This window comes from Pseudomonas sp. NBRC 111127 (assembly GCF_001320345.1).
Lineage (GTDB): Bacteria > Pseudomonadota > Gammaproteobacteria > Pseudomonadales > Pseudomonadaceae > Aquipseudomonas > Aquipseudomonas juntendi.
Window position 1 is genome coordinate 1 of the sequence record NZ_BCBD01000026.1, and the last position, 24,734, is coordinate 24,734.

Consider the following 24,734-nt stretch of genomic DNA (forward strand, 5'->3'; position numbering starts at 1 on the left):
GATTCTGTCCGAGAACGAAGGCGAACACGGCGGCTACAAAGAAATCATCGCCCGTGTCGAAGGTGAAAACGTCTACGGCAAGCTCAAGTTCGAGTCTGGCGCGCACCGCGTGCAGCGCGTGCCGGAGACCGAATCCCAGGGCCGCGTGCACACTTCCGCCTGCACCGTGGCGGTACTGCCCGAGCCAGACGAACAAGCGGCCATCGAAATCAACCCGGCTGACCTGCGCGTGGACACCTACCGCGCCTCCGGTGCCGGCGGCCAGCACGTCAACAAGACCGACTCGGCGATCCGCATCACCCACTTGCCCACCGGCATCGTGGTGGAGTGCCAGGAAGAGCGCTCGCAACACAAGAACCGCGCCCGCGCCATGTCCTGGCTGTCGGCGAAGCTCAACGACATGCAGACCAGCGCCGCCCAGAACGCCATTGCCAGCGAGCGCAAACTGCTGGTCGGGTCGGGTGACCGCTCGGAACGTATTCGTACCTACAATTACCCACAGGGGCGGGTGACCGATCACCGTATCAACCTGACCTTGTATTCGCTGGACGACATCCTCAGTGGTGGCGTGGACGCGGTGATCGAGCCGCTGCTGGCCGAATACCAGGCCGATCAACTGGCTGCCCTGGGGGACTGATGACCATCATCGCCAGCCTGCTGCGCAACGCACAGTTGCCAGAATCGCCTACCGAACGCCTGGATGCCGAACTGCTGCTGGCAGCGGCCATCGGCAAGTCGCGCAGTTATCTGCACACCTGGCCCGAGCGGATCGTCAGCAGCGAAGACGCGCAGACCTACGCCGGGTACCTGCAGCGCCGCCGCGGCGGTGAGCCGGTGGCGTATATTCTTGGCCAGCAAGGTTTCTGGAAGATCGACCTGGAAGTCGCGCCGCACACGCTCATCCCACGTCCGGATACCGAGCTGCTGGTCGAAACCGCCCTTGAACTGCAGCCCGCGGCCCCAGCCAGGGTTCTCGACCTGGGCACTGGCACGGGCGCCATCGCATTGGCCCTGGCCAGCGAGCGCCCCGCCTGGCAGGTCACGGCCGTAGACCGGGTGGCAGAGGCCGCTGCGCTTGCCGAGCGCAACCGGCAGCGCCTGGGCCTGAGCAATGCCCAAGTGCGCCTCAGCCATTGGTTCGACAGCCTGGCCGGTGAGCGTTTCGACCTGATCGTCAGCAACCCGCCCTACATCGCCGCCGCAGACCCACACCTGGTGGCTGGCGACGTGCGTTTCGAGCCCAGCAGTGCGTTGGTGGCTGGCCCCGATGGCCTGGATGACCTGCGCGTGATCGTCACCCAGGCCCCTGGGCACCTGGTGCCGGGTGGCTGGTTGCTGCTGGAGCATGGCTATGATCAGGCCGCGGCAGTACGGGCCTTGCTGGTCGAACAGGGCTTCAACGAGGTGGCCAGCCGGACCGATCTGGGTGGCCATGAACGCATCAGCCTGGGGCGCCTGCCATGCTGAGTGATCAGGAACTGCTGCGCTACAGCCGCCAGGTGCTGCTAGCGCAGATCGACATCGACGGCCAGCTACGCCTCAAGCACAGCAAGGCATTGATTGTCGGGCTGGGTGGCCTGGGTTCGCCGGTCGCCCTGTACCTGGCAGCCGCCGGGGTTGGCGAACTGCACCTGGCGGACTTCGATACCGTCGACCTGACCAACCTGCAGCGCCAGGTGCTTCACGACAGCGACAGTGTCGGCATGAGCAAGGTCGACTCGGCGCTGCAGCGCCTGCAGGCCATCAACCCTGAAGTCACCCTGGTTGCGCACCGCCAGGCACTGGACGAGGACTCCCTGGCAGCCGCGGTAGCGGCCGTCGACCTGGTACTGGACTGCTCCGATAATTTCTCCACGCGCGAGGCGGTCAACGCCGCCTGTTTCGCCGCCGGCAAACCCTTGGTCAGCGGTGCGGCAATCCGGTTGGAGGGGCAGCTGTCGGTGTTTGACCCGCGTCGCGACTACAGCCCTTGCTACCACTGCCTGTATGGGCATGGCAGTGAAGCCGAGCTGACCTGTAGCGAGGCGGGGGTGATCGGCCCACTGGTGGGCCTGGTCGGCAGCCTGCAGGCGCTGGAAGCGATGAAGCTGCTGGCAGGCTTCGGCGAGCCGCTGGTCGGCCGGCTGCTGTTGATCGACGCCCTCGGCACCCGTATTCGCGAACTGCGCGTCAAGCGCGACCCGGCGTGTGCCGTGTGCGGCAAGCGCGATGGCTGAGCGCTCGGCGCCGGTCGGCGTGATGGACTCAGGTGTTGGTGGCTTGTCGGTGCTCGCCGAGATCCAGCGCCTGTTGCCCAACGAGACACTGCTGTACGTGGCCGATTGCGGCCATGTGCCTTATGGCGAAAAATCCCCGGACTACATCCGTGAGCGCTGCCGGCGCATTGCCGGGTTCTTCCGCGAGCAAGGCGCCAAGGCTCTGGTGCTGGCCTGCAACACCGCCACGGTGGCGGCCGCGGCGGATTTGCGCGAGCTGTACCCGAACTGGCCATTGGTGGGGATGGAGCCTGCAGTAAAGCCTGCCGCGGCTGCGACACGCTCAGGCGTGGTTGGCGTGCTGGCCACCACCGGCACGTTGCAAAGCGCCAAGTTCGCGGCTTTGCTCGACCGCTTCGCCAGCGACGTGCTGGTGATCACCCAGCCTTGCCCGGGGTTGGTCGAGCTGATCGAGACCGGCGACTTGTGCAGCCCCACGCTGCGCCAGATGCTGTGGGGCTATGTCGAGCCGCTGCTGGCCGCTGGTTGTGACACCTTGATCCTGGGCTGTACCCATTACCCCTTCCTGCGGCCGCTGCTGGCCGGCATGGTGCCGCCAGAGGTGGCCATCATCGATACCGGTGCCGCCGTCGCCCGCCAGTTGCAGCGGCTGTTAGGCAACAATGGCCTGCTGGCCGCCGGACCAGCGCAGGCTACCCGCTTCTGGACCAGCGCCGATCCCTCTTCCCTGAAAAAAATCCTGCCTGTGCTGTGGCATAAGTCTGACGATGTGCAAAGCTTTGCCATGTGAAAAAAACGTGAAGAAAAGCTGAACTATCGTACCACTGCCGCTTTCTATGCTTTGCCTGAGATGAGGCGATTATTAAAACGGCACTAGGATGAAGGATGTTTCTCATGAAGAAACTGCTGGGCTTGGCGGCGGCTGCCGTTTTCACCATGGGGCAGGCAGTATCGGCGCAGGCTGCTGATGTATCGGTTTCGGTAGGGCAGACCGGTGACTCGACGATGGTCTACCGGCTGGGGCTGCAGTCGAACTGGGATGCCAGCTGGTGGCAGACCAGCGTCGGCCGCGTGACCGGCTATTGGGACGGTGCCTACACCTACTGGGACGGCGACGACACGGCTAGCAACCACAGCCTGTCGTTCGCACCCGTGTTCGTGTACGAGTTTGCCGGCCAGTCGGTCAAGCCCTACATCGAGGCGGGCATCGGCGTGGCAGCTTTCTCCAGCACCGAGCTGGAAAGCAACGAACTGGGTTCGTCGTTCCAGTTCGAAGACCGCATCGGCTTCGGCCTGCGCTTCGCCGGTGGGCATGAAATTGGTGTGCGTGCGATTCACTACTCGAACGCCGGCATCAAAGAACCCAATGACGGGGTCGAAAGCTACAGCTTGCATTACCGCATGGCGCTCTGACCCGATCGGGTCAACCATCAACCATCAACCGCCAAGCGCGACCCAGGTTCGCGCTTGGCGGGGAGCCTGCCGTCACCTTGGCGGCAGCGGCCATAGCCCACTGAGGTCAAGCGTCTCCAGCACCAACTCGGGCTCAGCCGCGGGCCAGCGCCGCAACAACTCCTGCGCGGCGCTTTGCGGCGTCCACTTCTCCGGAAAGGCTTGCGCAGGCGTCACTGGCGTTTTCAGCGACTGCGGCCCTACCACGGTCAGCGATATCCCCAACGCCTCGAGCGCATCACGTTGCTCACGTACCCACTGCGGCAGGTGGTTCCAACCGGCGGTTACCTGGCTTGGCGCGTACAACTGCAGGGCCGAATAACGGTTGAAAATAGCCATCACCTGGGGTGAATCACCCTTTGCCAGCAAGGGCGTCACCGCTGTCAGGCAGTGCTTGCCCGCCAGCTGGTTGCTGGTGACGATGGCCTCGATCAATTCGCTGTCAGCCACATCGCCCGGCAGGTAATCGCTGGTGCCGGCATTGATGATCACGCCGTCCAGTGAGTGCCATTGACGAGCGATCAGCTGGCAAGCGTCAGCGGCTTGCTGTGCATCGTGCAACTGCCAAGGCACTTGCAGGAATTGCTGGCCATAGCGTTCGCCCAGCGCTTCGAACGCAGGCGCATCCTTGCCACTCGCGGCCACCCGGTGGCCTTGGTCGAGCAGCCCTTGCAACAACGCCAAGCCAAGTCCATTGCTTGCGCCCGTAACCCAAAAACTGCGTGAGTTGTTCAAGACGTTCTGCCCCCTGATGTTACCGTCGCGGCAGGCCCTTGAAGGCCTCCAATGCACGTTGGCGACTACTGCCCAGATCAACTATTGGATTGTGATACGAATTACCAGCGAAAAGATCCGTAGATTTCATCGGACCATGAATTGTTTTTTCATCGATATCGCGAAGCTCCGGCAGCCAGTGGCGAATGAAACGCCCCTGAGGGTCGAAACGCTGTGATTGCGAGACCGGGTTGAAAATACGGAAATAGGGCACCGAATCGGTGCCGGTGGAGGCGCTCCACTGCCAGCCGCCATTGTTGGCGGCCAGGTCACCGTCGATGAGGTGGCGCATGAAGTGGCGCTCGCCCTTGCGCCAGTCGATCAACAGGTTTTTGCTGAGGAACATGGCGACGATCATGCGCAGCCGGTTGTGCATCCAGCCCGTGTGCAGCAGCTGGCGCATGGCCGCGTCGATGATCGGGAAGCCGGTGCGGCCCTGCTCCCAAGCCTCGAGATCGCCCGGCGCATCGCGCCAGGGCAGGGCTTCGGTATGGCTACGGAAGGCGCGGTGCCGCGAAACCTGTGGGTAGCCGGTGAGGATATGCTTGTAGAACTCGCGCCACAGCAGCTCGTTGACCCAGGTCTGCACACCCGTGCTACCGCTGTCGAACTCGCCCTTGTTAGCCGCCAGGGCCCCATGCAAGCACTGGCGCGGTGAAATCACCCCGGCGGCTAGGTACGGCGAAAGCTGGCTGGTCCCTGGCATCGCCGGCAGGTCCCGGGTTTTATGGTAGTCGTCGATGGTTTCGTCCAGAAACTGCGACAGGCGCTGCTGTGCATGGGCCTCGCCCGCCGGCCAGTGCTCACGCAAGGCGCGCGGGGTTTTTTCGACGCCGTCGATATGTTGCGGGATCGGGTCACTGTGGATCTTCAGCGCAGCCTGGCGCTTTACCCGCCGGGCCAGCGCAGGCAGGCTGCGGTGCAGGTGTTCAAGGCAGGTTTTCTTGAACTGGCTGAATACCTGAAAGTAATCGCCACTGCGGGTCAGGATGGTGCCTGGGCGAAACAGCAGCTGGTCGAGATAGCTGTGCGCCTGGACAGACGCATTTCCCAGTAGCTTGCGCGTAGCAGCGTCCCGGCGCTGCTCGTTGATGCCGTATTCCTCGTTCCAGTGCACGCTTTGCACCTGGTGTTGTTGGCAAACATCGAGTACGGCCTGAGGCGCCTGGTCCCAGGTGTCGATCTTGCGGATCAGCAGCGGGATGTTCAGCTTTTCCAGCGCCTGGCGCAGGTCGCGCAGGTTGCGTAGCCAGAAATCGACTTTGCAGTCGGCGTCGTCGTGCGCACGCCATTGCCCGGGGCTGACCAGCCACAAGGCGACGGTCGGCCCGCGTTCGGTCGCAGCGCTCAGTGCGGTGTTGTCATCGATGCGCAGGTCACTACGCAGCCAGGTCAGGTGCATGGGGCATTGATCTCTACAGGCTGGCGGTCATGGGCTTGAAGCAGGCGCAAGGCCGCTTGCGGGGTATCGAACAGGAAAAGGTCAGGCAGTTCGCTGTCTTTGAGGCGGGTTTCATGCAGTGCAACCATGCTGCCACCTAGCAACTTCGGCCCCGGCACCCCCTGCAGGGCACGCAGCAAGGCTTTGTCGTCCATGCGCGGGCCCAGGTGCAGTAGCACGGCGCGGGGTTGGAAGATGTTGACTGCGCTTTGCAGTTGCGCCGCGCTGACAGGCTGCTCGAGCACCTCAACGGGGATGCCATTGCTGGTGAACAACCAGGCGCACAGCCACAGCCCTGGGCTGAAGGCGCGCTCGCTGTCTTCGGCCAGAAGCACGGCGGGGCCGTGCAGCAACTGGTTGTCGTGGTAGACGCGGGCGCCCAGCTTGCTGCGTAGCCAGCCGTAGAAGAACACCTGCTCCAGCCGCGCGTTGAAGTAGTTGCCCCAGCGCAGGTCGAGCAGGTCGAGCAAGGGCAGCAGCAATTGCTCGCACAGGGTCAGAGCCGGATAGAGCGCCATGGCCTGGTTGAGTTGCTGGTCCAGGTTACGTTGCGACAGGCTGGCGATGGCTTCGACCAGCTCGTACTGACGGGCTTGCCAGTCGCCTTTGGGCGCGCTGCTGGTTGGTTTGTCGAGCAACTCGCGCACTTGGCCAACAGAGGCACCCCGCTGCAACCAGGCCAGGATCGTTTCCACCCGTTCCACCTGGCTTTGTGGGTACAGGCGGTGCCCCTTCGCTGTGCGTTGTGGTTTCAGCAGGCCATAACGGCGCTCCCAGGCGCGCAGCGTGACCGGGTTCACCCCGGTGCGGCGGGCCAACTCGCCTATTGGCAACAGCACCTCAGACCGCATTGCGTAAACCCAGGCTTTCAGGGTGGGGTTGCAGGTAGGTTTGCTGAAGCAGGTACGGGTCCGGGTGCTTGCGCAGGTGGTGTTTGAGCAGCGTCAGTGGCACCACCAGCGGCACGACGCCCTGCTGGTACTGGCCGATGATCGTCTGCAGTTCGGCTTTGTCCTGCTGGGTGAGGGTGTCCTTGAAATAGCCGCTGAGGTGCTGCAGCACATTGCAGTGGGTGCCACGGCTGGCACAGCGGCGCAGCGCCTGCATCAGTTGGCTGAAATACCGCTGGCCCACCTGTTGCGGGTCATCGTCCTTGCTCATGCTGCCGAGCAGGCGCCCGAGGGTGCGGTAGGCCTGAGGGTTGTTGGCCATCAACAGGTACTTGTAGCGCGAATGGAAGCTTACCAAGGCACCCCGGCTGAGGCCCTCGGCCAGCAGGCGTTGCCAGTCGGCATAGGCATAGACACGGCTTATGAAGTTCTCGCGCAGCACCGGGTCATGCAGCCGGCCTTCCTCTTCCACCGGCAGGTCGGGGCGTAGCGCGCAGAAGGCCTGGGCAAAGGCGCCGCGACCACTCTGCACCGCAGGGTGACCGTTTGGTTGATAGACCTTGACCCGTTCCAAGCCGCAGGACGGCGATTTCTGCATGAAAATGTAGCCGCAGATGTCACCCAGCTCAGCGGCCATCTGTTCGCCATAGCTGCGTAGCGGCCCGGTCAGGTCCATGCCCGGGTTGCGGGTGCCGACCACTTCAGGGTTGTTCGGGTCGCCAACCAGGCGGATCGGATCGCGAGGCACGCCTAGCCCGATGGCTACCTCGGGGCAAACAGGCAGCCATTCGAAATGTTCTTCCAGTTGCTTGCGACACAGGTCGGAGGCCTTGTGGCCGCCGTTATAGCGCACGCTGTGCCCGGTGAGGCAGGCGCTGATGGCAATACGCGGCTTGCTGTGGGTGGGCGGGTTTTGCATGACTGCCTCCGAAAACCTGTACGTTTGTAAAAACTTGTACAGGTTTATTCCAGCACAGTGCGGAAGTTATGCAAACCAGTTTTTTTGTATAAGGTGAAATCAGTCCAAATGTTCGAGCAGTCGCCGTGCTGCTTCCTGGCCGCTAAGCCAGGCGCCTTCTACACGCCCCGACAAGCACCAGTCGCCGCATGCATACAAGCCTTGGTCGGCATCGGCCAGGGCGCCCCACTCATGGTTGCTGCTCGGGCGGGCATACAGCCAGCGGTGGGCCAGGGAGAAAGCGGGCGCGGGTACCACGCAGCCGACCAGTTCGGCGAATTCGCCGTACAGATGCTCGATCACTGCCTCTCTGGGCAGGTCGATATGCTGCCGGCTCCAGTCTGCCGTTGCGTGCAATGTCCAGGTATCGGGCTGCTCGTCGCGGCCAGGCTTGCTGCGGTTGCGTGCCAGCCAATCGAGGGCGCTGTCCTGCACGAAGCAGCCTTGCATCGGTGTATCCAGCGGGGCCTGGAATGCCAGGGCCACGGCCCAGGTGGGTTCCATCTGCACGCCGGCCGCCACGGCGGCCAACTTGGGCGTGGCGGCCAGCAGCGGTGTCGCCTGGGGCGCCGGCACGGCAATTACCACGCGGCTGAAGGGGCCGTGGCTGCAGCCGTCGGTATCCTGCAGGTGCCAGTACTGCTTGCCGCGAAACACCTCGGCAATGCGGCAGTCGAAATTCACCGTCACGTCCTTGAGCAGGCCGCGGGTGATCGCGCTCATGCGCGGCACGCCTACCCAGCGTGTCTGCTCGTCGGGGGAGGGGCTGAGGGTGCCGTCGCGGTAGTTGTACAACTGGGGTTTCCACTGCTCTGCCCAGCCTGCGGCCACCCATTGCTGAACCTGCTCGACAAAGCGCCGGTCGCGGGCAGTGAAATACTGCGCGCCAAGGTCAAGGGCGCCGGCCTCGCTGCGCTTGCTGGCCATGCGCCCGCCGCTGCCCTTGCCTTTATCGAACAAGTGCACCGACTGCCCGGCCTTCTGCAAAGCCTGGGCGGCAGACAAGCCGGCGATACCGGCACCAATGATGGCAATAGGTACTGTCATGATGGCCTCTTCAAACCTTGCTATGAGCAGACTACGCTGTCAGGAAAACCTGTACAAAGCAAAAATATTGTATAAGGTAATTCCGCTTTGCCGGACAGGTTGGCCTATGTTTATCCGAGAGCGTCGGGTCAAAAAAGTGCCTTGATGTTAAAAATAGACCACCGCTGCAATCTGCGAGGACACAGGCATGCATATATTGCTGACAGGCGGTACCGGGTTGATTGGCAAGCACCTGTGCCAGTACTGGCTCAGCCAGGGCCACCGGCTGACAGTGTGGAGCCGGCGGCCACAGGAGGTGGCGAAACTCTGCGGCGCCGGGGTGCGGGGCATCGCCCGGCTTGAGCAACTGGAAGCAGACGATCAGCTCGATGCAGTGGTCAACCTGGCGGGGGCGCCGATTGCCGACCGGCCCTGGACGGCCGCCCGGCGCAACCTGTTGTGGGCTAGCCGCATTGCCCTGACCGAGCAGTTGCTGGCTTGGCTGGGTAGCCGCGAACAGCGCCCTGAGGTGTTGCTATCCGGGTCAGCGGTGGGCTGGTACGGAGACGGCGGTGAGCGCGAACTGACCGAGGCCTCGCCCCCGGTGCGGGAAGATTTCGCCAGCCAGTTGTGTATAGCCTGGGAAGAAACAGCGCAGCGCTCGCAGGCCCAGGGCATCCGTGTGGTACTGGTGCGTACCGGGTTGGTGCTGGCCAGCGATGGCGGCTTTTTGTCGCGCTTGCGCATCCCCTTCAAGTTGGGGCTGGGTGGGCCGTTGGGCAACGGTCGGCAGTGGATGCCGTGGATCCATATAGACGACCAGGTCGCCCTGATTGATTTTCTCTTGCAGCATAAGGACGCCAGCGGTCCTTATAATGCCTGCGCTCCAACGCCCGTGCGCAACCGCGAGTTCGCCAGGCGGCTGGGCCGTGCGCTGCATCGGCCGGCGCTATTGCCGGTGCCGGCACTGCTGCTCAAGGCCGGCTTGGGCGAGCTGTCGACCTTGCTGTTGGGCGGCCAGCGAGCGCGCCCGGTACGTTTGCTGGAGGCGGGCTTCGCCTTCCGCTTCAATGATCTGCAATCGGCCCTGGACGACCTGTCCAGCCGCCTCTGACATAGGACGCTGCATGACTGATCACGCCCTGCTGCTGGTCAACCTGGGTTCCCCGGCCTCCACTTCGGTGGCCGATGTACGCCGCTACCTCAACCAGTTTCTGATGGACCCGTACGTGGTGGACCTGCCTTGGCCACTGCGGCGGCTGCTGGTGTCGTTGATCCTGATCAAGCGACCGGAGCAGTCGGCCCATGCCTACGCGTCCATCTGGTGGGAGGAGGGCTCGCCGTTGGTGGTGCTGACCCGCCGCCTGCAGGCTGCCATGGTCGAGCACTGGCCGCATGGGCCGGTTGAAATAGCCATGCGTTACGGCCAGCCGGCGCTGGAGGATGTGCTGGCGCGTCTGGCAGCGCAGGGCGTGCGCAGGGTTACCCTGGCGCCGTTGTATCCACAGTTCGCGGACAGTACGGTGACCACGGTCGTGGAGTTGGCGAAACAGACCATCCAAGAGCGCCAGTTGCCGTTGCAAATGCGGGTGCTGCAGCCGTTCTACGAGCACCCCGCGTATATCCAGGCACTGGCGGCCAGCGCCGAACCTTACCTGGCACAGGATTACGACCACCTGTTGCTGAGTTTTCATGGGCTGCCGGAGCGGCACCTGAAAAAGCTCTACCCGCGCGGCACGCATGATCTGCGTGCAGCCGACTGCTGCAAAGATGCCAGCGCCGAAGTGCGCGCGGTGTGTTACCGGGGTCAGTGCCTGGCGACCGCCAAAGCGTTTGCGGCGCAGTTGGGTATACCCGACGGCAAGTGGTCGGTGAGTTTCCAGTCGCGGCTGGGGCGTGACAAGTGGATCGAGCCGTACACCGAAACACGCCTGGACGAACTGGCCAAGGCGGGGGTCAGGAAGTTGCTGGTGATGTGCCCGGCATTCGTGGCCGACTGCATCGAAACGCTGGAAGAAATCGGCATGCGCGGCAGTGAGCAGTTTGTCGAGGCCGGCGGGCGGGAGCTGGTGCTGGTGCCGTGTTTGAACGACCACCCGCAGTGGGTGAGGGTGTTGGCGGACATGTGTGAAAAGGCCTGAGTGAACCGGCCTTTTCGCGGGTGAACCCGCTCCCACAGGGTGTTTTGCTGCCCTGTGGGCGCTCAGGTCAAGGGTGGCTCAAGGCTGCTGATCCTCGAGCTTCTTGTGCTTCCAGCCGTCATTGCCAGGCAAGATCAGGTTCAGGGCAATCGCCACGATGGCACACAGGGCAATCCCCTTCAGGCCCCAGTCATCCGGGCCATCACCGCTGCCGATCAGTACCCCGCCAATACCGAACACCAGGGTCACCGACACGATCACCAGGTTGCGCGCTTCGGCCAGGTCGACCTTGTGGCGGATCATGGTGTTCAAGCCTACCGCGGCGATCGAGCCGAACAGCAGGCACAGGATGCCGCCCATAACCGGCACCGGAATACTCTGCAGCAGCGCGCCGAACTTGCCGATGAATGCCAGGGTAATGGCGAATACCGCCGCCCAGGTCATGATCTTCGGGTTGTAGTTCTTGGTCAGCATCACCGCACCGGTCACTTCGGCGTAGGTGGTGTTGGGCGGGCCGCCGAACAGGCCGGCGGCGGTGGTAGCCAGGCCGTCACCCAGCAGGGTGCGGTGCAGGCCGGGCTTCTTCAGGTAGTCACGGCCGGTTACGCTGCCAACCGCGATAACCCCGCCAATGTGCTCGATCGCAGGTGCCAGGGCTACTGGAACGATGAACAGAATGGCCTGCCAGTTGAACGCTGGCGCCGTGAAGTTGGGCATTTCCAGCCAGGGGGCAGCGGCAATTCTGGCGGTGTCGACCACGCCAAAGGCAAATGACAGGGCAAAACCCACCAGCACGCCAGCGATGATCGGCACCAGGCGGAAGATGCCTTTGCCGAACACAGCGACGATCAGTGTGGTCAGCAGCGCCGGCATGGAGATCAGCATGGCTGTCTTGTACGGCAGCAGCACGCTGCCGTCGCCAGCCTTGCCCATCGCCATGTTGGCGGCAATCGGCGCCATGGCCAGGCCGATGGAGATGATCACCGGCCCGATCACCACGGGCGGCAGCATGCGGTCGATGAAACCGGTGCCTTTGATTTTCACCATCAGGCCCATGAAGGTATACACGAAACCTGCGGCCATCACGCCGCCCATGGTCTCGGCCAGGCCGAACTGGCCTTTGGCGAGAATGATCGGGGTGATGAAGGCGAAGCTGGAAGCCAGGAACACTGGGACCTGACGGCCGGTGACCAACTGGAACAGCAAGGTACCGATACCCGCGGTGAACAGCGCGACGTTCGGGTCCAGGCCGGTGATCAGTGGCATCAGTACCAGCGCACCGAATGCCACGAAGAGCATCTGCGCGCCCGAAACGACCTGGCGCCAGAGCGGGTCGTTGAAGCCGTCCTGCATGTTCAGGCGTCCTTTTGCTTGGTGCCGAAGATCTTGTCACCGGCATCGCCGAGGCCCGGCACGATATAGCCGTGCTCGTTCAGGCGCTGGTCGATCGAGGCGGTGTAGATCTGTACATCGGGGTGAGCTTTTTCCACCACGTCGATGCCTTCTGGTGCCGCGACCAGGACCATGGCGCGAATCTCTTTGCAGCCCGCCTTCTTCAGCAGGTCGATGGTGGCAACCATCGAGCCGCCGGTTGCCAGCATGGGGTCGATGATCAATGCCAGGCGCTGGTTGATGTCCGGGGCGAGCTTTTCCAGGTAGGTGTGGGCTTCGAGGGTCTCTTCGTTGCGGGCAACACCGACCGCGCTCACCTTGGCACCCGGGATCAGGCTGAGTACGCCGTCGAGCATGCCGATGCCGGCGCGCAGAATGGGCACTACGGTGATCTTCTTGCCGGCGATTTTCTCTACCGCGACCTTGCCACACCAGCCGTCGATCTCGTAGGTTTCGAGCGGCAGGTCCTGGGTGGCTTCATAAGTCAGAAGAGCGCCGACTTCCTGGGCGAGTTCGCGAAAATTCTTGGTGCTGATATCGGCACGGCGCATCAGGCCGAGCTTGTGGCGGATCAGCGGGTGGCGGATCTCACGAGTGGGCATAGGGGGGCTCCGAAAGGCGGGCAAAAAAACCGCGCTAGATTAATCTATTCAGCCTGCGCTGTCGTCTGGTCATTCTGCACGTTAGTCCATAAACGCTTGATCTGTGACGAGCGGATGCGTACCTTTGCCCGCTTTTCCAAAATCCCCCGGAGAGCGCCATGTCCGCCGATCTCGAGCATATCCGTCAAGTCATGCGTGAAGCTGACTGCCTGTACACCGAAGCCGAGGTCGAAGCGGCCATCGCCAAGGTGGGCGAGCAGATCTGCAAGGACCTGCACGACAAGAACCCTGTGGTGTTTTGCGTGATGAACGGTGGCCTGATCTTCTCCGGCAAACTGCTGACCCACCTGCAGTTCCCGCTGGAAGCTTCCTACCTGCACGCCACGCGCTACCGCAACCAGACCAGTGGCGGCGAGCTGTTCTGGAAGGCCAAGCCCGAGGTGTCGTTCATCGACCGCGACGTGCTGATCGTCGACGACATCCTCGATGAAGGTCATACCCTCAGTGCCATCATCGAGTTCTGCAAGCACGCCGGCGCGCGCTCGGTGTACACCGCCGTGCTGATCGACAAGGACCACGACCGCAAAGCCAGCCCGGACCTCAAGGCCAACTACGTGGGCCTGCCCTGCATCGACCGCTACATCTTCGGCTATGGCATGGACTACAAAGGCTACTGGCGCAACGCCAACGGCATCTTCGCCGTCAAGGGCCTGTAAAAACGGCCACGTGCTAGAGTGCGGCTTCATACAAGGAGCCTCACATGCGTGCGTTTCTCCCCCTTCTGGTGGCCGTCAGCCTGCCGCTGGCCGCCGCACCGCTGCACAGCCAGTTCCTGCCCCCGGACGACCTGGCCCTGCGTCAGGAAGCACCCACCAGCCAGCAGTTGCTGCAAGTGACCGACTACTCGGTGGTAGTCGGTGCCCAGCGGCAGTCCGACCAGCAGCCGATCCCGATCACCTCGTCGCTGCAAGTGCGCCTTAAGGGCAAGCCGCTGAGCAAGGGGGCGACCATTGCCCAGGTGCTGCTGACATTCGACGGTGAGGCCGCCAAGAGCCTCAAGAAACCGGTGTACGACGACAAGACCCGCACCTTGAGCCTGAATTACCCCCTCAGCGACTACCGGGTGATCATGGACCTGCTGCGCAATGAAACGCTGTATGTGCAGTTCCTCACCTATGGCAATGGCCATATCTGGGCCGACCTGCACACGGGCACCGTACGTACGCGTTGAGGCGCGCGGCCTGCGGGGGGTAAACTGCCGGCCTTCGAAATTCCGTGATGGTCCAGATGGAGCCGGCAATGCGCAAAGACAAGAAACAGGTAATCGGTGACGAAATCAGCGACGACTACATCAAGTCGTTCCTTCAGTTCGAGCCGGCCGATGGCGTCACCTCACCCTCGCTGCACAAACTGGTGAAAGCCTACCGCGGCCTGCGTGTGGACGACTTCCAGCGTTTTGTCGGGTTCTTCGTCGAAGCCGGCCTGGACCTGGATGGCAAGGACGAACACGGCAAAACCTTCGTCGAGCAGATCGCCGACCAGCGCAATGCGCAGGAATACATCGAGATCATCGCCCAGGCCCGTGGTTGATCGTTGGCCTGTGCCGCCTTCTCGCGGCCAAGGCTGACCAACACGCAGGCAAAAAAACGCCCCGAAGGGTGATGCCTGTCCTTTAAGCGTTATTGGGGCTGCTTTGCAGCCCTTCGCGGGCGCGCCCGCTCCCACACGTTTGGCGCTGCACTCAAGAAATGCGCGACCCCTGTGTGAGCGGGCGTGCCCGCGAAGGGCCGCAAAGCGGCCCCCAATTACGTAACTGACTGGCATTACCCCGAAGGGCGTTTTTTCGTTACCGGGCCAGTCAGGCGTAATGCTTGGCTGCCGGGCTGCTTTCCACCAGGTCCAGTGCCGCGTCGTTATCTGCACTGATCTTGCGGTACAGGGCAGCATCGGTCGCCAGGGTCTTCTCGCGTGCGGGGAAGATTTCCTTGAGTTTGTCGGCCCAGGCCCCTTTGGCCTGCTCAGGGAAGCAACGCTCGATCAGTTCCAGCATGATCGAAACGGTCACCGAGGCACCTGGCGAGGCGCCGAGCAGTGCAGCCAGGCTGCCGTCCTGCGCCGAGACCAGCTCGGTGCCGAATTGCAGCACGCCGCCTTTCTTCGGGTCTTTCTTGATGATCTGCACGCGCTGACCTGCGACTTCCAGGCGCCAGTCTTCGGCCTTGGCCTGCGGGTAGAAGCGCCGCAGGGCTTCCAGGCGCTGTTCCATCGACTGCATCACTTCGCTGACCAGGTACTTGGTCAGGTCCATGTTGTCGCGGGCCACGGCCAGCATCGGGCCGATATTGCCCATGCGCACCGACAGCGGCAGGTCCATCAGCGAACCGTGCTTCAGGAACTTGGTGGTAAAGCCGGCATAAGGGCCGAACAGCAGCGAAGTCTTGCCGTCTACAACCCGGGTGTCCAGGTGCGGTACCGACATTGGTGGCGCACCCACGGCGGCCTGGCTGTAAACCTTGGCCTGGTGCTGCTTGACGATTTCCGGGTTGTCGCAGCGCAGCCACTGGCCGCTGACCGGGAAGCCGCCAAAACCTTTGCTCTCCGGGATGCCGGACATCTGCAGCAGCGGCAGGGCCGCGCCGCCGGCGCCCAGGAACACGAAGCGGGCGTCCACTTCACGGCTGCCGCCGCTGTTGACGTCCTTGATGCTGACGGTCCAACCGCTGCCGTTACGGCGCAGGCCGACGACCTTCTTGCTGTATTTGACCTGCGCGTCCGGCGCGTCACCCAGCAGCTTCAGCAGCTTCAGGGTAAGGGCGCCGAAGTTGACGTCGGTGCCTTTGGCCACGCGGGTCGCGGCGATGTGCTGGTCGGCAGGGCGGCCAGGCATCATCAGCGGCATCCAGTCGTTCATCACGGCCTTGTCTTCGGTGTACTCCATCTCGGAGAAGGCATGGTGCTGCTTGAGCAGCTCGAAGCGCTTCTTGAGGAAGGCAACACCCTTGTCACCCTCGACGTAGCTCAGGTGCGGGACAGGGTTGATGAACGCACGCGCCGAGCCGAAGTTGTCCTTCTTGCTCAGGTAGGCCCAGAACTGGCGCGAAACCTCGAACTGGGTGTTGATGTGCACGGCCTTCTTGATGTCGATGCTGCCATCGGCGGCCTGCGGCGTGTAGTTCAGCTCGCACAGGCCGGCGTGGCCGGTGCCTGCGTTGTTCCAGGGGTTGGAGCTTTCCGCGGCTCCGGAGTCCATCGCCTCGACGACCTCAAGCTTCAGGGTCGGGTCAAGCTCCTTGAGCAGTACGGCCAGGGTGGCACTCATGATGCCCGCGCCTACCAGTACCACATCAACCGATTCGTTCTGCGCCATTTAACGCGTCTCCACAATCTACAGCTACCTAATTGACAGCATAGGACCTGGGGTTGCCAGGGTCGCCATGTCCGGCTTTTCGCAGTTCTTGCAACTTCCGCGGACACCGCCAACCAGTCTTCGGGTTCAGGTATTGAACGCCGTTTGCCAGGGCTGCGGCAATTCGACTTATGGTCAAGGTGTCGTGCGTGCGTTATGGAGCGGGTCAGGCACTCATGCAGGATGAGCGCATTTGCCGCCTGTTCAGGGCTGTTCGGGACACATCTGCCGCTTTTACACATGCCAGACTGTTCATTTGCTCGCCACACTCTTGTGAAGTTGTGAAAACCGTTTTTTCACGCTCTTTTGGAGACGTGAACCTCAAAAAGGGACTGCGCGATGGCAACCCGCAGGTTCATGCAGCGTGAAGGGCCGGAAAAGCAGGCACGACAGCCGATGCAAGACCTGAGTGGAAGGCTCTCTGTGGGCGAAGCGTTGAAGTTGCCGGGGTCAATCGGCGAGTGCGGGGCCCGATCAGGAGACGTCCTTATAATCGGGGGGAGATTATAACGATGTCGCGGGCAGAAATGTCGCCATTCGTGGTTTTTATTGCAGCGTTTGTCAGGCCAGGCGCATGCGCGGCTGCCAGTGCTGGCTTGCACAGGCGCAAAGTACAGGCCCGGGCAGTGCATGAAAGCATTGTCACAAGCGGGCTGGGACCGATGACTGGCCGATGCGGGGCTGGGTATACTGTGCGCCTTAGCCGCATTTTCTGGAGAAACGCGCATGTTGCAACGTCTGTTGTTCGGTTTGCTTGCCGTGGCCAGCCTCAGCCTGGTCGGTTGTGCCCACAGCCCGCAACAACTCAACCCGCAACCCACGCTCAAGGCCCAACTCGCGCCGGTCGGTCATGGCCAGCCGGTGGTGGTCCGGGTGGTTGACGGTCGCCCATCGCAGTCGCTGGGTACCCGTGGTGGCATGTACCCTGAAACCAGCACCATCAGCGTCAGTGGCAACGACGTGGTGCCCAAGCTGCAGGCCCAGGCTGAAGCGGCTGTGCGCCTGCTCGGCTTCACGCCTACGGCCAACGCCTACAACGCGCCGCAGTTGACCGTGACCCTGGCCGAGCTGAAGTACCAGTCGCCCAAAGACAACCTGTACGTGACCGAAGCCACGATCGGTGCCACCTTCCGTGCCGACGTGAAGAATGGCGGCCGCAGCTACAGCGGCCGTTACGGCGCGTCGCTCGACCAGCGCTTTGGCATGGCACCGAACCAGGACACCAACACCCAGTTGGTAGGCGACGTTCTGAGCGATGCGCTGACCCGCATGTTCAAAGACCCGAGCATTGGCCAGATCCTGGCCCAGTAAGCCCTCTGCGCTGCTGAAAACCCGCTGCCTGGTCGCCAGGCAGCGGTTTTTTTTGTGCCTCGCCCACGCTTGCCGGTGGGGTGGCCGGCGCAGGTTCACGCCGCCTCTATGTGGAAATCCAGCAGGCTGAAGCCAGTGCCGGCGTCCACCTCCGGCAGGTCTGCATGCACATGCCCGCCCAGCGCGCAGTAGACCAGCCACTGGCGGTCTTGCACATTGATGGCAAAACCATCGATCAGCGCCTGTTGCTCCTCGCTTTGGGCAACGAGATAAAGGCGGTCCTGGTTTTCGGCGTGCAGCATGAAGTAGCTCCGGTTCATGGGAAGGTCGACAGGGTGGCCTGCTCAGATGACGAGCCGATGACAGATGAAATTAAATGACAGTTTGTCGCCAATGCCGGGCAGCGAAGGGCGAGTTGCGTAGAATGCGGGCCTTCGCCGTCGCTTACACCGAGGTTGCGTGATGTCCTTGCAAGTGCTTTGGGGTTTTCTGGCCGCCCATCCCACCAAGTTGATCAATGTGCTGGCGCTGCTGCTGACCTGCCCGGGCGGGTTGCTGCTGCAAAGCGCGCGGCGGCGCGCGGCCGAAACCCGCGAGAGCCTGGCGCTCGAGGAGGGGGTAGTGGATGCCTTCGACCTGCGGGTGCCCAAGTACTTCTACATTCTGGGCTTCGCTTGCCTGGCCATGGCGCTGCTGCTGTCCTGGCTCAGCACCTGGGTGTGAGATTGCGGGGCTGCAAGGCAGCCCCTGCAATCGGTCAGGCAACCGGCGCCTGCTGCCTGACCTGGTACTGGTTGCGCACCGGTGTCGCATACTGCAATACCAGGTACGGCCGCTGCTCTTCAGGGCAGGCCGCCAGCCGACGTTGCCATTCTTCCTTGGCCTTGGCCAGTTCGTCGGCCGGGAACACCTGTTCGGCGCCAGGTACCTGCAGGGCTTCGTCCTTACCCTCCCACATTGCGTAGGCCAGGTAATGCACCGGGAACAAGCGGTAGCCAGCCAGGATCTGGCGGTCGATCTCCGCGGCCAGCTGCTTGGTATCCTCGTAGTACTCGGTCACCGGTGGCGCGAAGTTGATGTGCACCCGGCCCTTGTAGCCGGTAATGCCCTTGGCAATGCTGTTGTCGTCCTCACCTGGGGCCTTCTGGTAGCTGCCAGTGGTGGCGCGGATATACAGCTCGCGGGCTTTGGCCTGGTCGCACGGGTCGTACTCGTAGCTGATCGACACCGGTGTCAGGTTCAGGCTCTGGATGACGGCGCCAAACGCCTCGTCCTTGCGGCTCATGTGGAACATCTTGAGGATCGCCGAGTCGGTGCGGTCGTCACCGTCCTTGGCGCGGCCCTCGGCCTGGGCGATCCAGATCGAGGTGGCGTCGTTGCGGATCGAGTGGTTGATGTAGGCCGAGAGCAGCTGATAAGCCGCCAGCTTTTCACGGCGCCCGCTGATCGAACGGTGCACGATGAAACTCTTGTTCAGGCGCATCATGTCGCTGACGAACGGCTTTTGCAGCAGGTTGTCGCCAATGGCGATGCGCGGCGTGGGCAGGCCGGCGTGGTACACCGCATAGTTGACGAAGGCCGGGTCCATCACGATGTCGCGGTGGTTGGCCAGGAACAGGTAGGCCGTACCTGCCTTCAACTGCTCCACCCCGGAATAGGTGACGCCGTCGGTGGCGCGGTCGATGGTCTGGTCAACGTAGTACTCGACCTTGTCCTGCAGGGTGGAAACGCAGGTCACACCGGCGAATTCCTTGCGCAGGCGGCGGGCGATCAGCGGTTTGAGCAGCCAGCCGAAAGCCCCGGCTGCCCGCGGGAAGCGGAAGTGGGTGAGGATATCGAGGAATGCCGGGTCGCTGAGCAGGCGGGCCAGAACCGCAGGTACCTCAGCGTCGTCGTAGGGTCGGATGGCATCGAATTCGCCCATCATGCTCTCTTGTTGGAAACGGCTAGGGTAATAAACAGGGGCAGGCTCCGAAAAACGGCTCGGACGCACACGGGCCCCGTAAACAGACCGACAATTATACGCATAAGTCACCCCGGAGGCCGCGATGCTCGAAACTGCGTTCTACGATTGCCCTTATTGCGGTGAAGAGGTCGAAACCACGGTGGACCTGTCCGGTGGCGATCAGGAGTACATCGAGGACTGCCAGGTGTGCTGCAGGCCGATTCGTTTCGTGCTGCAGGTGCATGGCGAGGAATGGATGCTGGATGTCTACGGCGAGAACGAATGATGCGGCGGATCTACGAACCGGAAAACCTGCTTGAAGCCGAAATGCTGGCCGGGATGCTCGCCAGTGAAGGCATCGCGGTGCAGGTGGTGGGCCGTGACCTGATCGGTGCAGTCGGCGAGCTGCCCATGCAAGGGTTGCTAGGGCTTGCGGTCGCCGATGAGCAGGCCGAGTACGCACGGCAGCTGATCGATGCGTACAATGAGGCCCAGCCACTGGTTGGCGACGAACCGGAGAGTATCCCCGGTACCTTGATCTGCTAGGTTCTGAATTCGCTCATGTGTGGACGTTACGCCCTGTTTCGCTGGCCCCAGGCCCTTGCCAGTCTGCCGGGGTTCCCCGCGGGCCAGCCGGCCCAATGGAATATCGCACCTGGGGCATCGGTGCTGATCCAGCGCCAGCTTGACGGCCAGCAGCAGCTGGCCATGGCGCGTTGGGGGCTGACCCCGGCGTGGCTCACCGACCTGTCCCGCACCCCCGCTCATGCCCGCGCCGAAACCCTGGCCGAGCAACCGATGTTCCGTGAGGCGTTTCGCCAGCGCCGCTGCCTGATGCCGGCCAACGGCTTTTACGAGTGGCGGGGCACGGTACGCAAGCGTCCTTATTGGCTGACGCCGGGGGAGGGCGCCTCGTTGTACTTTGCGGCCATATGGGAAGCCTACCCCGTGCAGGACCAGGTGTGGCTGAGTTGCGCGGTGGTGACCCAGGCGGCCATGAACCAGCGCCGGCCGCTGATCCTCGACGATGCGGGCCAGGCTGCCTGGCTCGATCCGGATACGCCGGTTACCCGCTTGCACGAACTGCTGGCCAGCCCGCCTGCGCCACTGCGCGAAAGGGCCTTGGCGAATTTCGTCAATGACCCGAAGCTGGATGCGCCGGAGTGTCTTACCCCGCTTTGATGGGTGGCCGGTGCTGGTGATGAAAATCTTCCCTGCGGCTATGGCGGCTACCGGCGAGTCGGCCTAGGATACGGCGCATGCAAAAAAGGGAGTGTTTTCATGCGTAAGTCTTTTGTCGTCAGCCTGTTGAGTGCTGGCATCGTGCTGGGCGGCTGCCAGGCGGTGAATACCACCAGTGGCGGTGCTGTCGGCGTCGAGCGCCAGCAGTACATGTTCAGCATGCTCTCCACCGATGAAGTCAACCAGATGTACGCCCAGTCGTACCAGCAGACCCTCGGTGAAGCCTCCAGCAAGGGGGTGCTCGACAAGTCCAGTGCCGATGCCAAGCGTGTGCAGGCCATCGCCAGCCGGCTGATTGCCCAGGCCCCCAAGTTCCGCCCGGATTCCGCGCAGTGGGACTGGCAAGTCAACGTGATCAAGAGCGACGAACTGAACGCCAACTGCGGCCCTGGCGGCAAGATCATCGTGTATACCGGCCTGATCGATCAGCTCAAGCTCACCGATGCGGAAATTGCCGCCGTTGTCGGTCACGAAATCGCCCACGCCCTGCGTGAGCACAGCCGCGAGGCGATGTCCAAGGCCTATGGTGTGGAAATGGCGCGCCAGGGGGCGGGTGCCATCTTTGGCCTGGGCCAGAACAGCATGGCCATGGCCGACACCGTGGTGAACTACGCCATGACCCTGCCCAACAGCCGGGCCAACGAAAACGAAGCCGACCTGATCGGCCTGGAGTTGTCGGCCCGTGCCGGCTACGACCCGAACGCCGCAATCACCTTGTGGAACAAGATGAGCAAGGCGTCCGAAGGCGCCCCGCCCGAGTTCATGAGCACTCACCCGGCATCTTCCAGCCGCATTGCCTCGCTGCAGGCGGCCATTCCGAAGGTGATGCCGCTGTATCAGGCCGCGGCCAAGCCATGATCGCCTGAAGCGTGGGGGCGCACGGCGCCCCCGTGTTTTCCGGTTACCCGACCCAGCCACTGGCCTTCATCGCCGAGTACACGGCCACGATCGCCAGTACGAAGAACGCCGCGGCCGCCAGGCGACGGATCAGCGTCAGCGGCAGCTTGTCGGCTGCAAAGTTGCCCGCCAGCACCACGGGTACGTTGGCAATCAGCATGCCCAGGGTGGTGCCGATGATGACCATGATCAGGTGCGGGTATTGGGCCGCCAGCATCACGGTCGCGACCTGGGTCTTGTCACCGATTTCGGCGAGGAAGAACGCAATCAGCGTGGTCAGGAACGGGCCGAAGCGGCGCGCCGGGTTCTCGTCATCGTCCATTTTGTCCGGTACCAGGGTCCAGAGCGCCGTGGCGGTGAAGCTCGCGGCCAGGATCCAGTGCAGGGCCGAATCGCTGAAGAAGCTACCGACCCACGCCCCTACGGCACCGGCTGCGGCATGGTTGGCCAGGGTGGCGGCGATGATACCGGCAATGATCGGCCAGGGCTTGCGGAAGCGCGCGGCGAGAATGAGTGCGAGCAGCTGCGTCTTGTCGCCGATTTCGGCGAGCGCAACGATGGCGGTGGGGACCAACAGAGATTCCAGCATCAGGATTCCTACGGGGGCGGGTCGACACGGCTATGACACGTACAGCCTTCCCGCCCCGGGTAAGGTGTGCGTGTCATAGGTCTTGTCAAACCCCGGATCCGTCTATGCGGATCTCTCCATGCACGTGGGCATGGGGGTCGCACGCGCCATGGTCTGTGGACCAAGTATGTTGACGCGTACCGGGCGAGCGGTGGGCTCGCGGGAGACTACTCCCCTAGGACGGAGCGGATTCTGCCTTGGCAAAACGCTTTCGGCAAGCGCTGTTTTCAGCCATGCACGGCCTGGTAGATTCGGAAGCCTTCCGCCTCGTCGCGTATCTGGCAGTTGCCCAGCGCCCCTTCGATCAGCGGCTGGTAGCGCAGGAAGCTATTGGCAACCAAGCGCATTTCGCCCCCTTTTCGCAGATGAACCGCCAATTTTCTCAGCAAGTTTTCCGAGGCCTGGTAATTGGTGTGCACCCCGGTATGGAACGGCGGGTTGCTAAGAATCAGGCTCAGGTCGAGCGGTGCTGCATCAATGCCATCACCGCTGATCACCTCACCTTCCAGGCCGTTCGCAGCCAGGGTCAGACGGCTGGCCGCCACGGCGAAGGCATCCACGTCCAGCAACGTCACCCGGTTGTGCGGGTAACGGCGCTTGACCGTGGCACCCAGCACCCCGGCACCGCAACCGAAGTCCAGCATGTGGCCGCTGGGCAGGTTGTCCAGGTGCTTGAGCAGCAGCGCAGTGCCGCGGTCCAGGCGGCCGTGGCTGAACACACCGGGCAGGCTGACCACTTGCAGCGGGCCGTCTTCCAGGGCCAGTTCGAAGCGCTGCGCCAGGCTCTGCAGCGGTGTCGCCTGCGGGGCCTGGTCGACCGTCACCTGCCACAGCTGGCAATGCCGCGCGCTGTCGAGCTTGCGCGGCTTGCCGAAAGCCTGCAACAGCTTGGCCGCGCCCTCGATGCCACCGCGTTTTTCACCGACCAGGTACAGCGCGCGACCCGCCAGGCGGGAAGCCAGGGCGTTGAGCAGGTAGGCGGCCAATTCGCGGGATTTGGGCAGGAACAGCACGGCGCTGTCGAACGCGCCCGCTGGGGGCTCTACGCCATACTGGCTGCGGCCCGCAAAGCGGCCTTCGAGCACGGCCTGGTCGCCGGCGTGCCACGACCAGGCGCGGGCTTCGGGCAACTGCCCGAGCAAGCCGTCGGCGGGGGCGCCTGCGAGCAGCAGCGGGCCCTGGAACAGCTCCGCCTGGCGGAGCAATACTTCACTGCGCGGATCCATGAACGACGCCTCCTGGAAAAAAGTGGCGCAGTGTAGCAGAGCCCGGCGCCTGGCTCAGCTGACCACGCGGCGTGGCTGCCCGGCGAAAAAGGCCTGGGCGTTCTCGCTGAGCTGGCCGACGATACGCTGGCGCGCCTCCACCGCGCCCCAGGCGCTGTGTGGGGTGATGATCAGGCGCGGGATACCGGCTTCGAGCAGCGGGTTGCCGTTGACCGGCGGCTCCACGCTCAATACGTCGGTGGCAGCGCCGCCCAGGTGGCCACTGCGAAGCGCATCGGCCAGGGCCTGCTCATCGATCAGGCCGCCGCGCGCGGTGTTCACCACCAGCGCCCCAGGCTTGAGCAGGGCCAGCTCGCGCGCCCCCAGCATGTGCCGGGTGTGCTCGTTCAAGGGGCAGTGCAGGGTCAGCGCGTCAACCTGCGGTAACAACGCCTCCAGCGGCAGCCGGTCGGCGCGCTGCGGGCGGCCGGGGATCAGCCCGCTCAGTACGCGCATGCCGAACGCTTCGGCCAGCCGCGCCACCGCGCCGCCCAACTCACCGTGGCCAAGCAGGCCAAGGGTTTTGCCCTGCAGTTCGACAATCGGGAAATCCAGCAGGCAGAACTGGTTGGCCTTGGCCCATTGCCCCTCTGCCACCGCCTGGTGGTAGTCGCACAGCCGCGTGGCCAGCGCCAGCAGCAGCGCGAGGGTGTGCTGGGCGACAGACGGCGTGCCGTAGCCCTGGCAGTTGCACACCGTGATGCCCTGGGCGCGGGCGGCGGCCAGGTCGACGTTGTTGGTGCCGGTGGCGGCCACCAGAATCAGCTTCAATTGCGGGTTGGCGGCCAGCACGGCGGCGTCGAGCACAACCTTGTTGCTGACCACTGCGACCGCGCCCTGCAGGCGCTCGGCGACCTGTTCCGGGGCGGTGGCGGCGAACAGCTCGAATTGGTCGAACTGCTGCTGCAGGGGCGACAGATCCAGGTCGCCGAGGTCCAGGGACTGGTGGTCGAGAAACACGGCGCGACGCGGGCTGGGCATGAACATCTCCTGGGCAGGGCGGGTTTGTGGTGGGGCTCCCGGCGCAGTGTCCAGCTCAACCTCGCCGCCCGTCAACGCCTTGCGGCTCATACCTTGGCCAGGCAAATCATTCCTTCGGCTGATTTGGCCGTCACATTGGCGAACTACAGTAACTCCCCAGATCAGCT

General features: G+C 63.3%; 29 protein-coding genes and 1 riboswitch. Of the genes, 16 read left to right on the forward strand and 13 right to left on the reverse strand.

The window, feature by feature from the left end; genetic code table 11:
- The 5 genes from APH30_RS07325 to APH30_RS07345 all read left to right on the forward strand — a co-directional run.
- Positions 1–637 (forward strand): peptide chain release factor-like protein (locus APH30_RS07325; RefSeq protein WP_156326383.1); only part of this gene is annotated, 637 nt, incomplete at its 5' end.
- Entirely contained in the window at positions 637–1,467 is an 831-nt protein-coding gene (prmC, locus tag APH30_RS07330; protein WP_054912091.1) for a peptide chain release factor N(5)-glutamine methyltransferase, read from the forward strand. The genes APH30_RS07325 and prmC, both read left to right, overlap by 1 nt.
- Positions 1,461–2,216: a molybdopterin-synthase adenylyltransferase MoeB gene (locus APH30_RS07335; RefSeq protein ID WP_054912092.1), complete on the forward strand. Its 756-nt coding sequence runs from the start codon at positions 1,461–1,463 to the stop codon at positions 2,214–2,216. Before prmC ends, APH30_RS07335 begins: the two co-directional genes overlap by 7 nt.
- The gene (murI, locus tag APH30_RS07340) at positions 2,209–3,006 is read left to right on the forward strand and encodes a glutamate racemase (protein WP_054912093.1); all 798 of its coding nucleotides are present in this window, start codon (positions 2,209–2,211) and stop codon (positions 3,004–3,006) included. The genes APH30_RS07335 and murI overlap by 8 nt, the downstream gene beginning before the upstream one ends.
- Positions 3,007–3,110: 104 nt before the next feature.
- A complete protein-coding gene (locus tag APH30_RS07345; RefSeq protein ID WP_054912094.1) occupies positions 3,111–3,629 on the forward strand; it encodes an acyloxyacyl hydrolase in 519 nt (172 codons plus the stop codon).
- Positions 3,630–3,701: 72 nt separating this feature from the next.
- On the opposite strand, the gene APH30_RS07350 is transcribed toward APH30_RS07345, so the two are convergent.
- From APH30_RS07350 to APH30_RS07370, 5 genes are all read right to left on the reverse strand, one after another.
- Positions 3,702–4,403 carry an SDR family NAD(P)-dependent oxidoreductase gene (locus APH30_RS07350; RefSeq protein WP_054912095.1) on the reverse strand — a complete coding sequence of 234 codons (702 nt, stop codon included), beginning with the start codon at positions 4,401–4,403 and terminating at the stop codon, positions 3,702–3,704.
- 19 nt (positions 4,404–4,422) lie between these two features.
- Complete coding sequence (gene phrB / locus APH30_RS07355) at positions 4,423–5,844, reverse strand: deoxyribodipyrimidine photo-lyase (protein WP_054912096.1); 1,422 nt, start codon at positions 5,842–5,844, stop codon at positions 4,423–4,425.
- A complete protein-coding gene (locus APH30_RS07360) occupies positions 5,835–6,734 on the reverse strand; it encodes a MerR family transcriptional regulator (RefSeq protein WP_054912097.1) in 900 nt (299 codons plus the stop codon). Before APH30_RS07360 ends, phrB begins: the two co-directional genes overlap by 10 nt.
- Entirely contained in the window at positions 6,724–7,692 is a 969-nt protein-coding gene (locus tag APH30_RS07365; protein ID WP_054912098.1) for a DUF523 and DUF1722 domain-containing protein, read from the reverse strand. Before APH30_RS07365 ends, APH30_RS07360 begins: the two co-directional genes overlap by 11 nt.
- Before the next feature lie 99 nt (positions 7,693–7,791).
- Positions 7,792–8,778, reverse strand: coding sequence for an NAD(P)/FAD-dependent oxidoreductase (locus APH30_RS07370; RefSeq protein ID WP_054912099.1), 987 nt, complete (start codon positions 8,776–8,778; stop codon positions 7,792–7,794).
- A 187-nt stretch (positions 8,779–8,965) separates the two neighbouring features.
- On the opposite strand from APH30_RS07370, the gene APH30_RS07375 reads away from it, so the two are divergent.
- Both APH30_RS07375 and hemH read left to right on the forward strand, forming a co-directional pair.
- A complete protein-coding gene (locus APH30_RS07375) occupies positions 8,966–9,871 on the forward strand; it encodes a TIGR01777 family oxidoreductase (protein ID WP_054912100.1) in 906 nt (301 codons plus the stop codon).
- Between the two features lie 13 nt (positions 9,872–9,884).
- Positions 9,885–10,898: a ferrochelatase gene (gene hemH / locus APH30_RS07380; RefSeq protein ID WP_054912101.1), complete on the forward strand. Its 1,014-nt coding sequence runs from the start codon at positions 9,885–9,887 to the stop codon at positions 10,896–10,898.
- Positions 10,899–10,976: 78 nt separating this feature from the next.
- On the opposite strand, the gene APH30_RS07385 is transcribed toward hemH, so the two are convergent.
- Positions 10,977–12,251 carry a uracil-xanthine permease family protein gene (locus APH30_RS07385; protein WP_009682954.1) on the reverse strand — a complete coding sequence of 425 codons (1,275 nt, stop codon included), beginning with the start codon at positions 12,249–12,251 and terminating at the stop codon, positions 10,977–10,979.
- A gap of 2 nt (positions 12,252–12,253) precedes the next feature.
- Positions 12,254–12,892, reverse strand: coding sequence for a uracil phosphoribosyltransferase (gene upp, locus APH30_RS07390; RefSeq protein WP_009682953.1), 639 nt, complete (start codon positions 12,890–12,892; stop codon positions 12,254–12,256).
- A gap of 158 nt (positions 12,893–13,050) precedes the next feature.
- On the opposite strand from upp, the gene APH30_RS07395 reads away from it, so the two are divergent.
- The 3 genes from APH30_RS07395 to APH30_RS07405 all read left to right on the forward strand — a co-directional run bounded on the left by APH30_RS07395 (position 13,051) and on the right by APH30_RS07405 (position 14,482).
- Positions 13,051–13,608, forward strand: a complete 558-nt coding sequence (locus tag APH30_RS07395) for a hypoxanthine-guanine phosphoribosyltransferase (RefSeq protein ID WP_009682952.1) — start codon at positions 13,051–13,053, stop codon at positions 13,606–13,608.
- A 44-nt stretch (positions 13,609–13,652) separates the two neighbouring features.
- The gene (locus APH30_RS07400; protein WP_054912102.1) at positions 13,653–14,123 is read left to right on the forward strand and encodes a hypothetical protein; all 471 of its coding nucleotides are present in this window, start codon (positions 13,653–13,655) and stop codon (positions 14,121–14,123) included.
- A gap of 68 nt (positions 14,124–14,191) precedes the next feature.
- The gene (locus APH30_RS07405) at positions 14,192–14,482 is read left to right on the forward strand and encodes a PA4642 family protein (protein ID WP_009682950.1); all 291 of its coding nucleotides are present in this window, start codon (positions 14,192–14,194) and stop codon (positions 14,480–14,482) included.
- A 268-nt stretch (positions 14,483–14,750) separates the two neighbouring features.
- On the opposite strand, the gene mqo is transcribed toward APH30_RS07405, so the two are convergent.
- Positions 14,751–16,259, reverse strand: coding sequence for a malate dehydrogenase (quinone) (mqo, locus tag APH30_RS07410; RefSeq protein ID WP_054881708.1), 1,509 nt, complete (start codon positions 16,257–16,259; stop codon positions 14,751–14,753).
- Positions 16,260–17,024: 765 nt separating this feature from the next.
- Here mqo and APH30_RS07415 point away from each other — a divergent pair.
- On the forward strand, positions 17,025–17,609 hold the full coding sequence (locus tag APH30_RS07415) for a YajG family lipoprotein (RefSeq protein WP_029886852.1): 585 nt from the start codon (positions 17,025–17,027) through the stop codon (positions 17,607–17,609).
- A gap of 95 nt (positions 17,610–17,704) precedes the next feature.
- On the opposite strand, the gene APH30_RS07420 is transcribed toward APH30_RS07415, so the two are convergent.
- The gene (locus APH30_RS07420) at positions 17,705–17,911 is read right to left on the reverse strand and encodes a hypothetical protein (RefSeq protein ID WP_009682946.1); all 207 of its coding nucleotides are present in this window, start codon (positions 17,909–17,911) and stop codon (positions 17,705–17,707) included.
- Between the two features lie 160 nt (positions 17,912–18,071).
- On the opposite strand from APH30_RS07420, the gene APH30_RS07425 reads away from it, so the two are divergent.
- Positions 18,072–18,332, forward strand: a complete 261-nt coding sequence (locus APH30_RS07425; RefSeq protein WP_054912103.1) for a hypothetical protein — start codon at positions 18,072–18,074, stop codon at positions 18,330–18,332.
- Between the two features lie 34 nt (positions 18,333–18,366).
- Here APH30_RS07425 and APH30_RS07430 read toward each other — a convergent pair whose 3' ends face one another.
- Complete coding sequence (locus APH30_RS07430) at positions 18,367–19,533, reverse strand: 1-acyl-sn-glycerol-3-phosphate acyltransferase (protein ID WP_054912104.1); 1,167 nt, start codon at positions 19,531–19,533, stop codon at positions 18,367–18,369.
- A gap of 124 nt (positions 19,534–19,657) precedes the next feature.
- Between APH30_RS07430 and APH30_RS07435 the strand changes: the two genes are divergently transcribed.
- From APH30_RS07435 to APH30_RS07450, 4 genes are all read left to right on the forward strand, one after another.
- On the forward strand, positions 19,658–19,840 hold the full coding sequence (locus APH30_RS07435; RefSeq protein ID WP_009682943.1) for a CPXCG motif-containing cysteine-rich protein: 183 nt from the start codon (positions 19,658–19,660) through the stop codon (positions 19,838–19,840).
- On the forward strand, positions 19,840–20,100 hold the full coding sequence (locus APH30_RS07440) for a putative signal transducing protein (protein WP_029887158.1): 261 nt from the start codon (positions 19,840–19,842) through the stop codon (positions 20,098–20,100). The genes APH30_RS07435 and APH30_RS07440 overlap by 1 nt, the downstream gene beginning before the upstream one ends.
- A 15-nt stretch (positions 20,101–20,115) precedes the next feature.
- Positions 20,116–20,736, forward strand: a complete 621-nt coding sequence (locus APH30_RS07445; protein ID WP_029887159.1) for an SOS response-associated peptidase — start codon at positions 20,116–20,118, stop codon at positions 20,734–20,736.
- A gap of 99 nt (positions 20,737–20,835) precedes the next feature.
- A complete protein-coding gene (locus tag APH30_RS07450; protein WP_054881704.1) occupies positions 20,836–21,654 on the forward strand; it encodes a M48 family metallopeptidase in 819 nt (272 codons plus the stop codon).
- A gap of 43 nt (positions 21,655–21,697) precedes the next feature.
- On the opposite strand, the gene APH30_RS07455 is transcribed toward APH30_RS07450, so the two are convergent.
- The 3 genes from APH30_RS07455 to APH30_RS07465 form a co-directional block, all read right to left on the reverse strand.
- On the reverse strand, positions 21,698–22,282 hold the full coding sequence (locus APH30_RS07455) for a TMEM165/GDT1 family protein (RefSeq protein ID WP_009682938.1): 585 nt from the start codon (positions 22,280–22,282) through the stop codon (positions 21,698–21,700).
- 88 nt (positions 22,283–22,370) lie between these two features.
- Positions 22,371–22,509: riboswitch (yybP-ykoY riboswitch) on the reverse strand.
- Positions 22,510–22,548: 39 nt separating this feature from the next.
- Complete coding sequence (locus APH30_RS07460; RefSeq protein WP_009682937.1) at positions 22,549–23,547, reverse strand: class I SAM-dependent methyltransferase; 999 nt, start codon at positions 23,545–23,547, stop codon at positions 22,549–22,551.
- Positions 23,548–23,601: 54 nt separating this feature from the next.
- Positions 23,602–24,567, reverse strand: a complete 966-nt coding sequence (locus tag APH30_RS07465) for a 2-hydroxyacid dehydrogenase (protein WP_029887160.1) — start codon at positions 24,565–24,567, stop codon at positions 23,602–23,604.
- Positions 24,568–24,734: the final 167 nt, after the last annotated feature.

Bases quoted from the DNA above. Each gene is read 5' to 3' on its own strand.
- APH30_RS07405 (WP_009682950.1), top strand. From the start codon at position 14,192: ATGCGCAAAGACAAGAAACAGGTAATCGGTGACGAAATCAGCGACGAC.
- APH30_RS07365 (WP_054912098.1), bottom strand. From the start codon at position 7,692: ATGCAAAACCCGCCCACCCACAGCAAGCCGCGTATTGCCATCAGCGCC.
- hemH (WP_054912101.1), top strand. From the start codon at position 9,885: ATGACTGATCACGCCCTGCTGCTGGTCAACCTGGGTTCCCCGGCCTCC.
- APH30_RS07415 (WP_029886852.1), top strand. From the start codon at position 17,025: ATGTTGCAACGTCTGTTGTTCGGTTTGCTTGCCGTGGCCAGCCTCAGC.
- APH30_RS07360 (WP_054912097.1), bottom strand. From the start codon at position 6,734: ATGCGGTCTGAGGTGCTGTTGCCAATAGGCGAGTTGGCCCGCCGCACC.
- APH30_RS07460 (WP_009682937.1), bottom strand. From the start codon at position 23,547: ATGGATCCGCGCAGTGAAGTATTGCTCCGCCAGGCGGAGCTGTTCCAG.
- APH30_RS07385 (WP_009682954.1), bottom strand. From the start codon at position 12,251: ATGCAGGACGGCTTCAACGACCCGCTCTGGCGCCAGGTCGTTTCGGGC.
- APH30_RS07400 (WP_054912102.1), top strand. From the start codon at position 13,653: ATGCGTGCGTTTCTCCCCCTTCTGGTGGCCGTCAGCCTGCCGCTGGCC.
- APH30_RS07335 (WP_054912092.1), top strand. From the start codon at position 1,461: ATGCTGAGTGATCAGGAACTGCTGCGCTACAGCCGCCAGGTGCTGCTA.
- APH30_RS07430 (WP_054912104.1), bottom strand. From the start codon at position 19,533: ATGGGCGAATTCGATGCCATCCGACCCTACGACGACGCTGAGGTACCT.
- APH30_RS07445 (WP_029887159.1), top strand. From the start codon at position 20,116: ATGTGTGGACGTTACGCCCTGTTTCGCTGGCCCCAGGCCCTTGCCAGT.
- APH30_RS07420 (WP_009682946.1), bottom strand. From the start codon at position 17,911: ATGCTGCACGCCGAAAACCAGGACCGCCTTTATCTCGTTGCCCAAAGC.
- APH30_RS07455 (WP_009682938.1), bottom strand. From the start codon at position 22,282: ATGCTGGAATCTCTGTTGGTCCCCACCGCCATCGTTGCGCTCGCCGAA.
- APH30_RS07465 (WP_029887160.1), bottom strand. From the start codon at position 24,567: ATGCCCAGCCCGCGTCGCGCCGTGTTTCTCGACCACCAGTCCCTGGAC.
- prmC (WP_054912091.1), top strand. From the start codon at position 637: ATGACCATCATCGCCAGCCTGCTGCGCAACGCACAGTTGCCAGAATCG.
- APH30_RS07375 (WP_054912100.1), top strand. From the start codon at position 8,966: ATGCATATATTGCTGACAGGCGGTACCGGGTTGATTGGCAAGCACCTG.
- upp (WP_009682953.1), bottom strand. From the start codon at position 12,892: ATGCCCACTCGTGAGATCCGCCACCCGCTGATCCGCCACAAGCTCGGC.
- APH30_RS07435 (WP_009682943.1), top strand. From the start codon at position 19,658: ATGCTCGAAACTGCGTTCTACGATTGCCCTTATTGCGGTGAAGAGGTC.
- APH30_RS07345 (WP_054912094.1), top strand. From the start codon at position 3,111: ATGAAGAAACTGCTGGGCTTGGCGGCGGCTGCCGTTTTCACCATGGGG.
- murI (WP_054912093.1), top strand. From the start codon at position 2,209: ATGGCTGAGCGCTCGGCGCCGGTCGGCGTGATGGACTCAGGTGTTGGT.
- APH30_RS07450 (WP_054881704.1), top strand. From the start codon at position 20,836: ATGCGTAAGTCTTTTGTCGTCAGCCTGTTGAGTGCTGGCATCGTGCTG.
- APH30_RS07370 (WP_054912099.1), bottom strand. From the start codon at position 8,778: ATGACAGTACCTATTGCCATCATTGGTGCCGGTATCGCCGGCTTGTCT.
- APH30_RS07440 (WP_029887158.1), top strand. From the start codon at position 19,840: ATGCGGCGGATCTACGAACCGGAAAACCTGCTTGAAGCCGAAATGCTG.
- mqo (WP_054881708.1), bottom strand. From the start codon at position 16,259: ATGGCGCAGAACGAATCGGTTGATGTGGTACTGGTAGGCGCGGGCATC.
- APH30_RS07395 (WP_009682952.1), top strand. From the start codon at position 13,051: ATGTCCGCCGATCTCGAGCATATCCGTCAAGTCATGCGTGAAGCTGAC.
- phrB (WP_054912096.1), bottom strand. From the start codon at position 5,844: ATGCACCTGACCTGGCTGCGTAGTGACCTGCGCATCGATGACAACACC.
- APH30_RS07425 (WP_054912103.1), top strand. From the start codon at position 18,072: ATGTCCTTGCAAGTGCTTTGGGGTTTTCTGGCCGCCCATCCCACCAAG.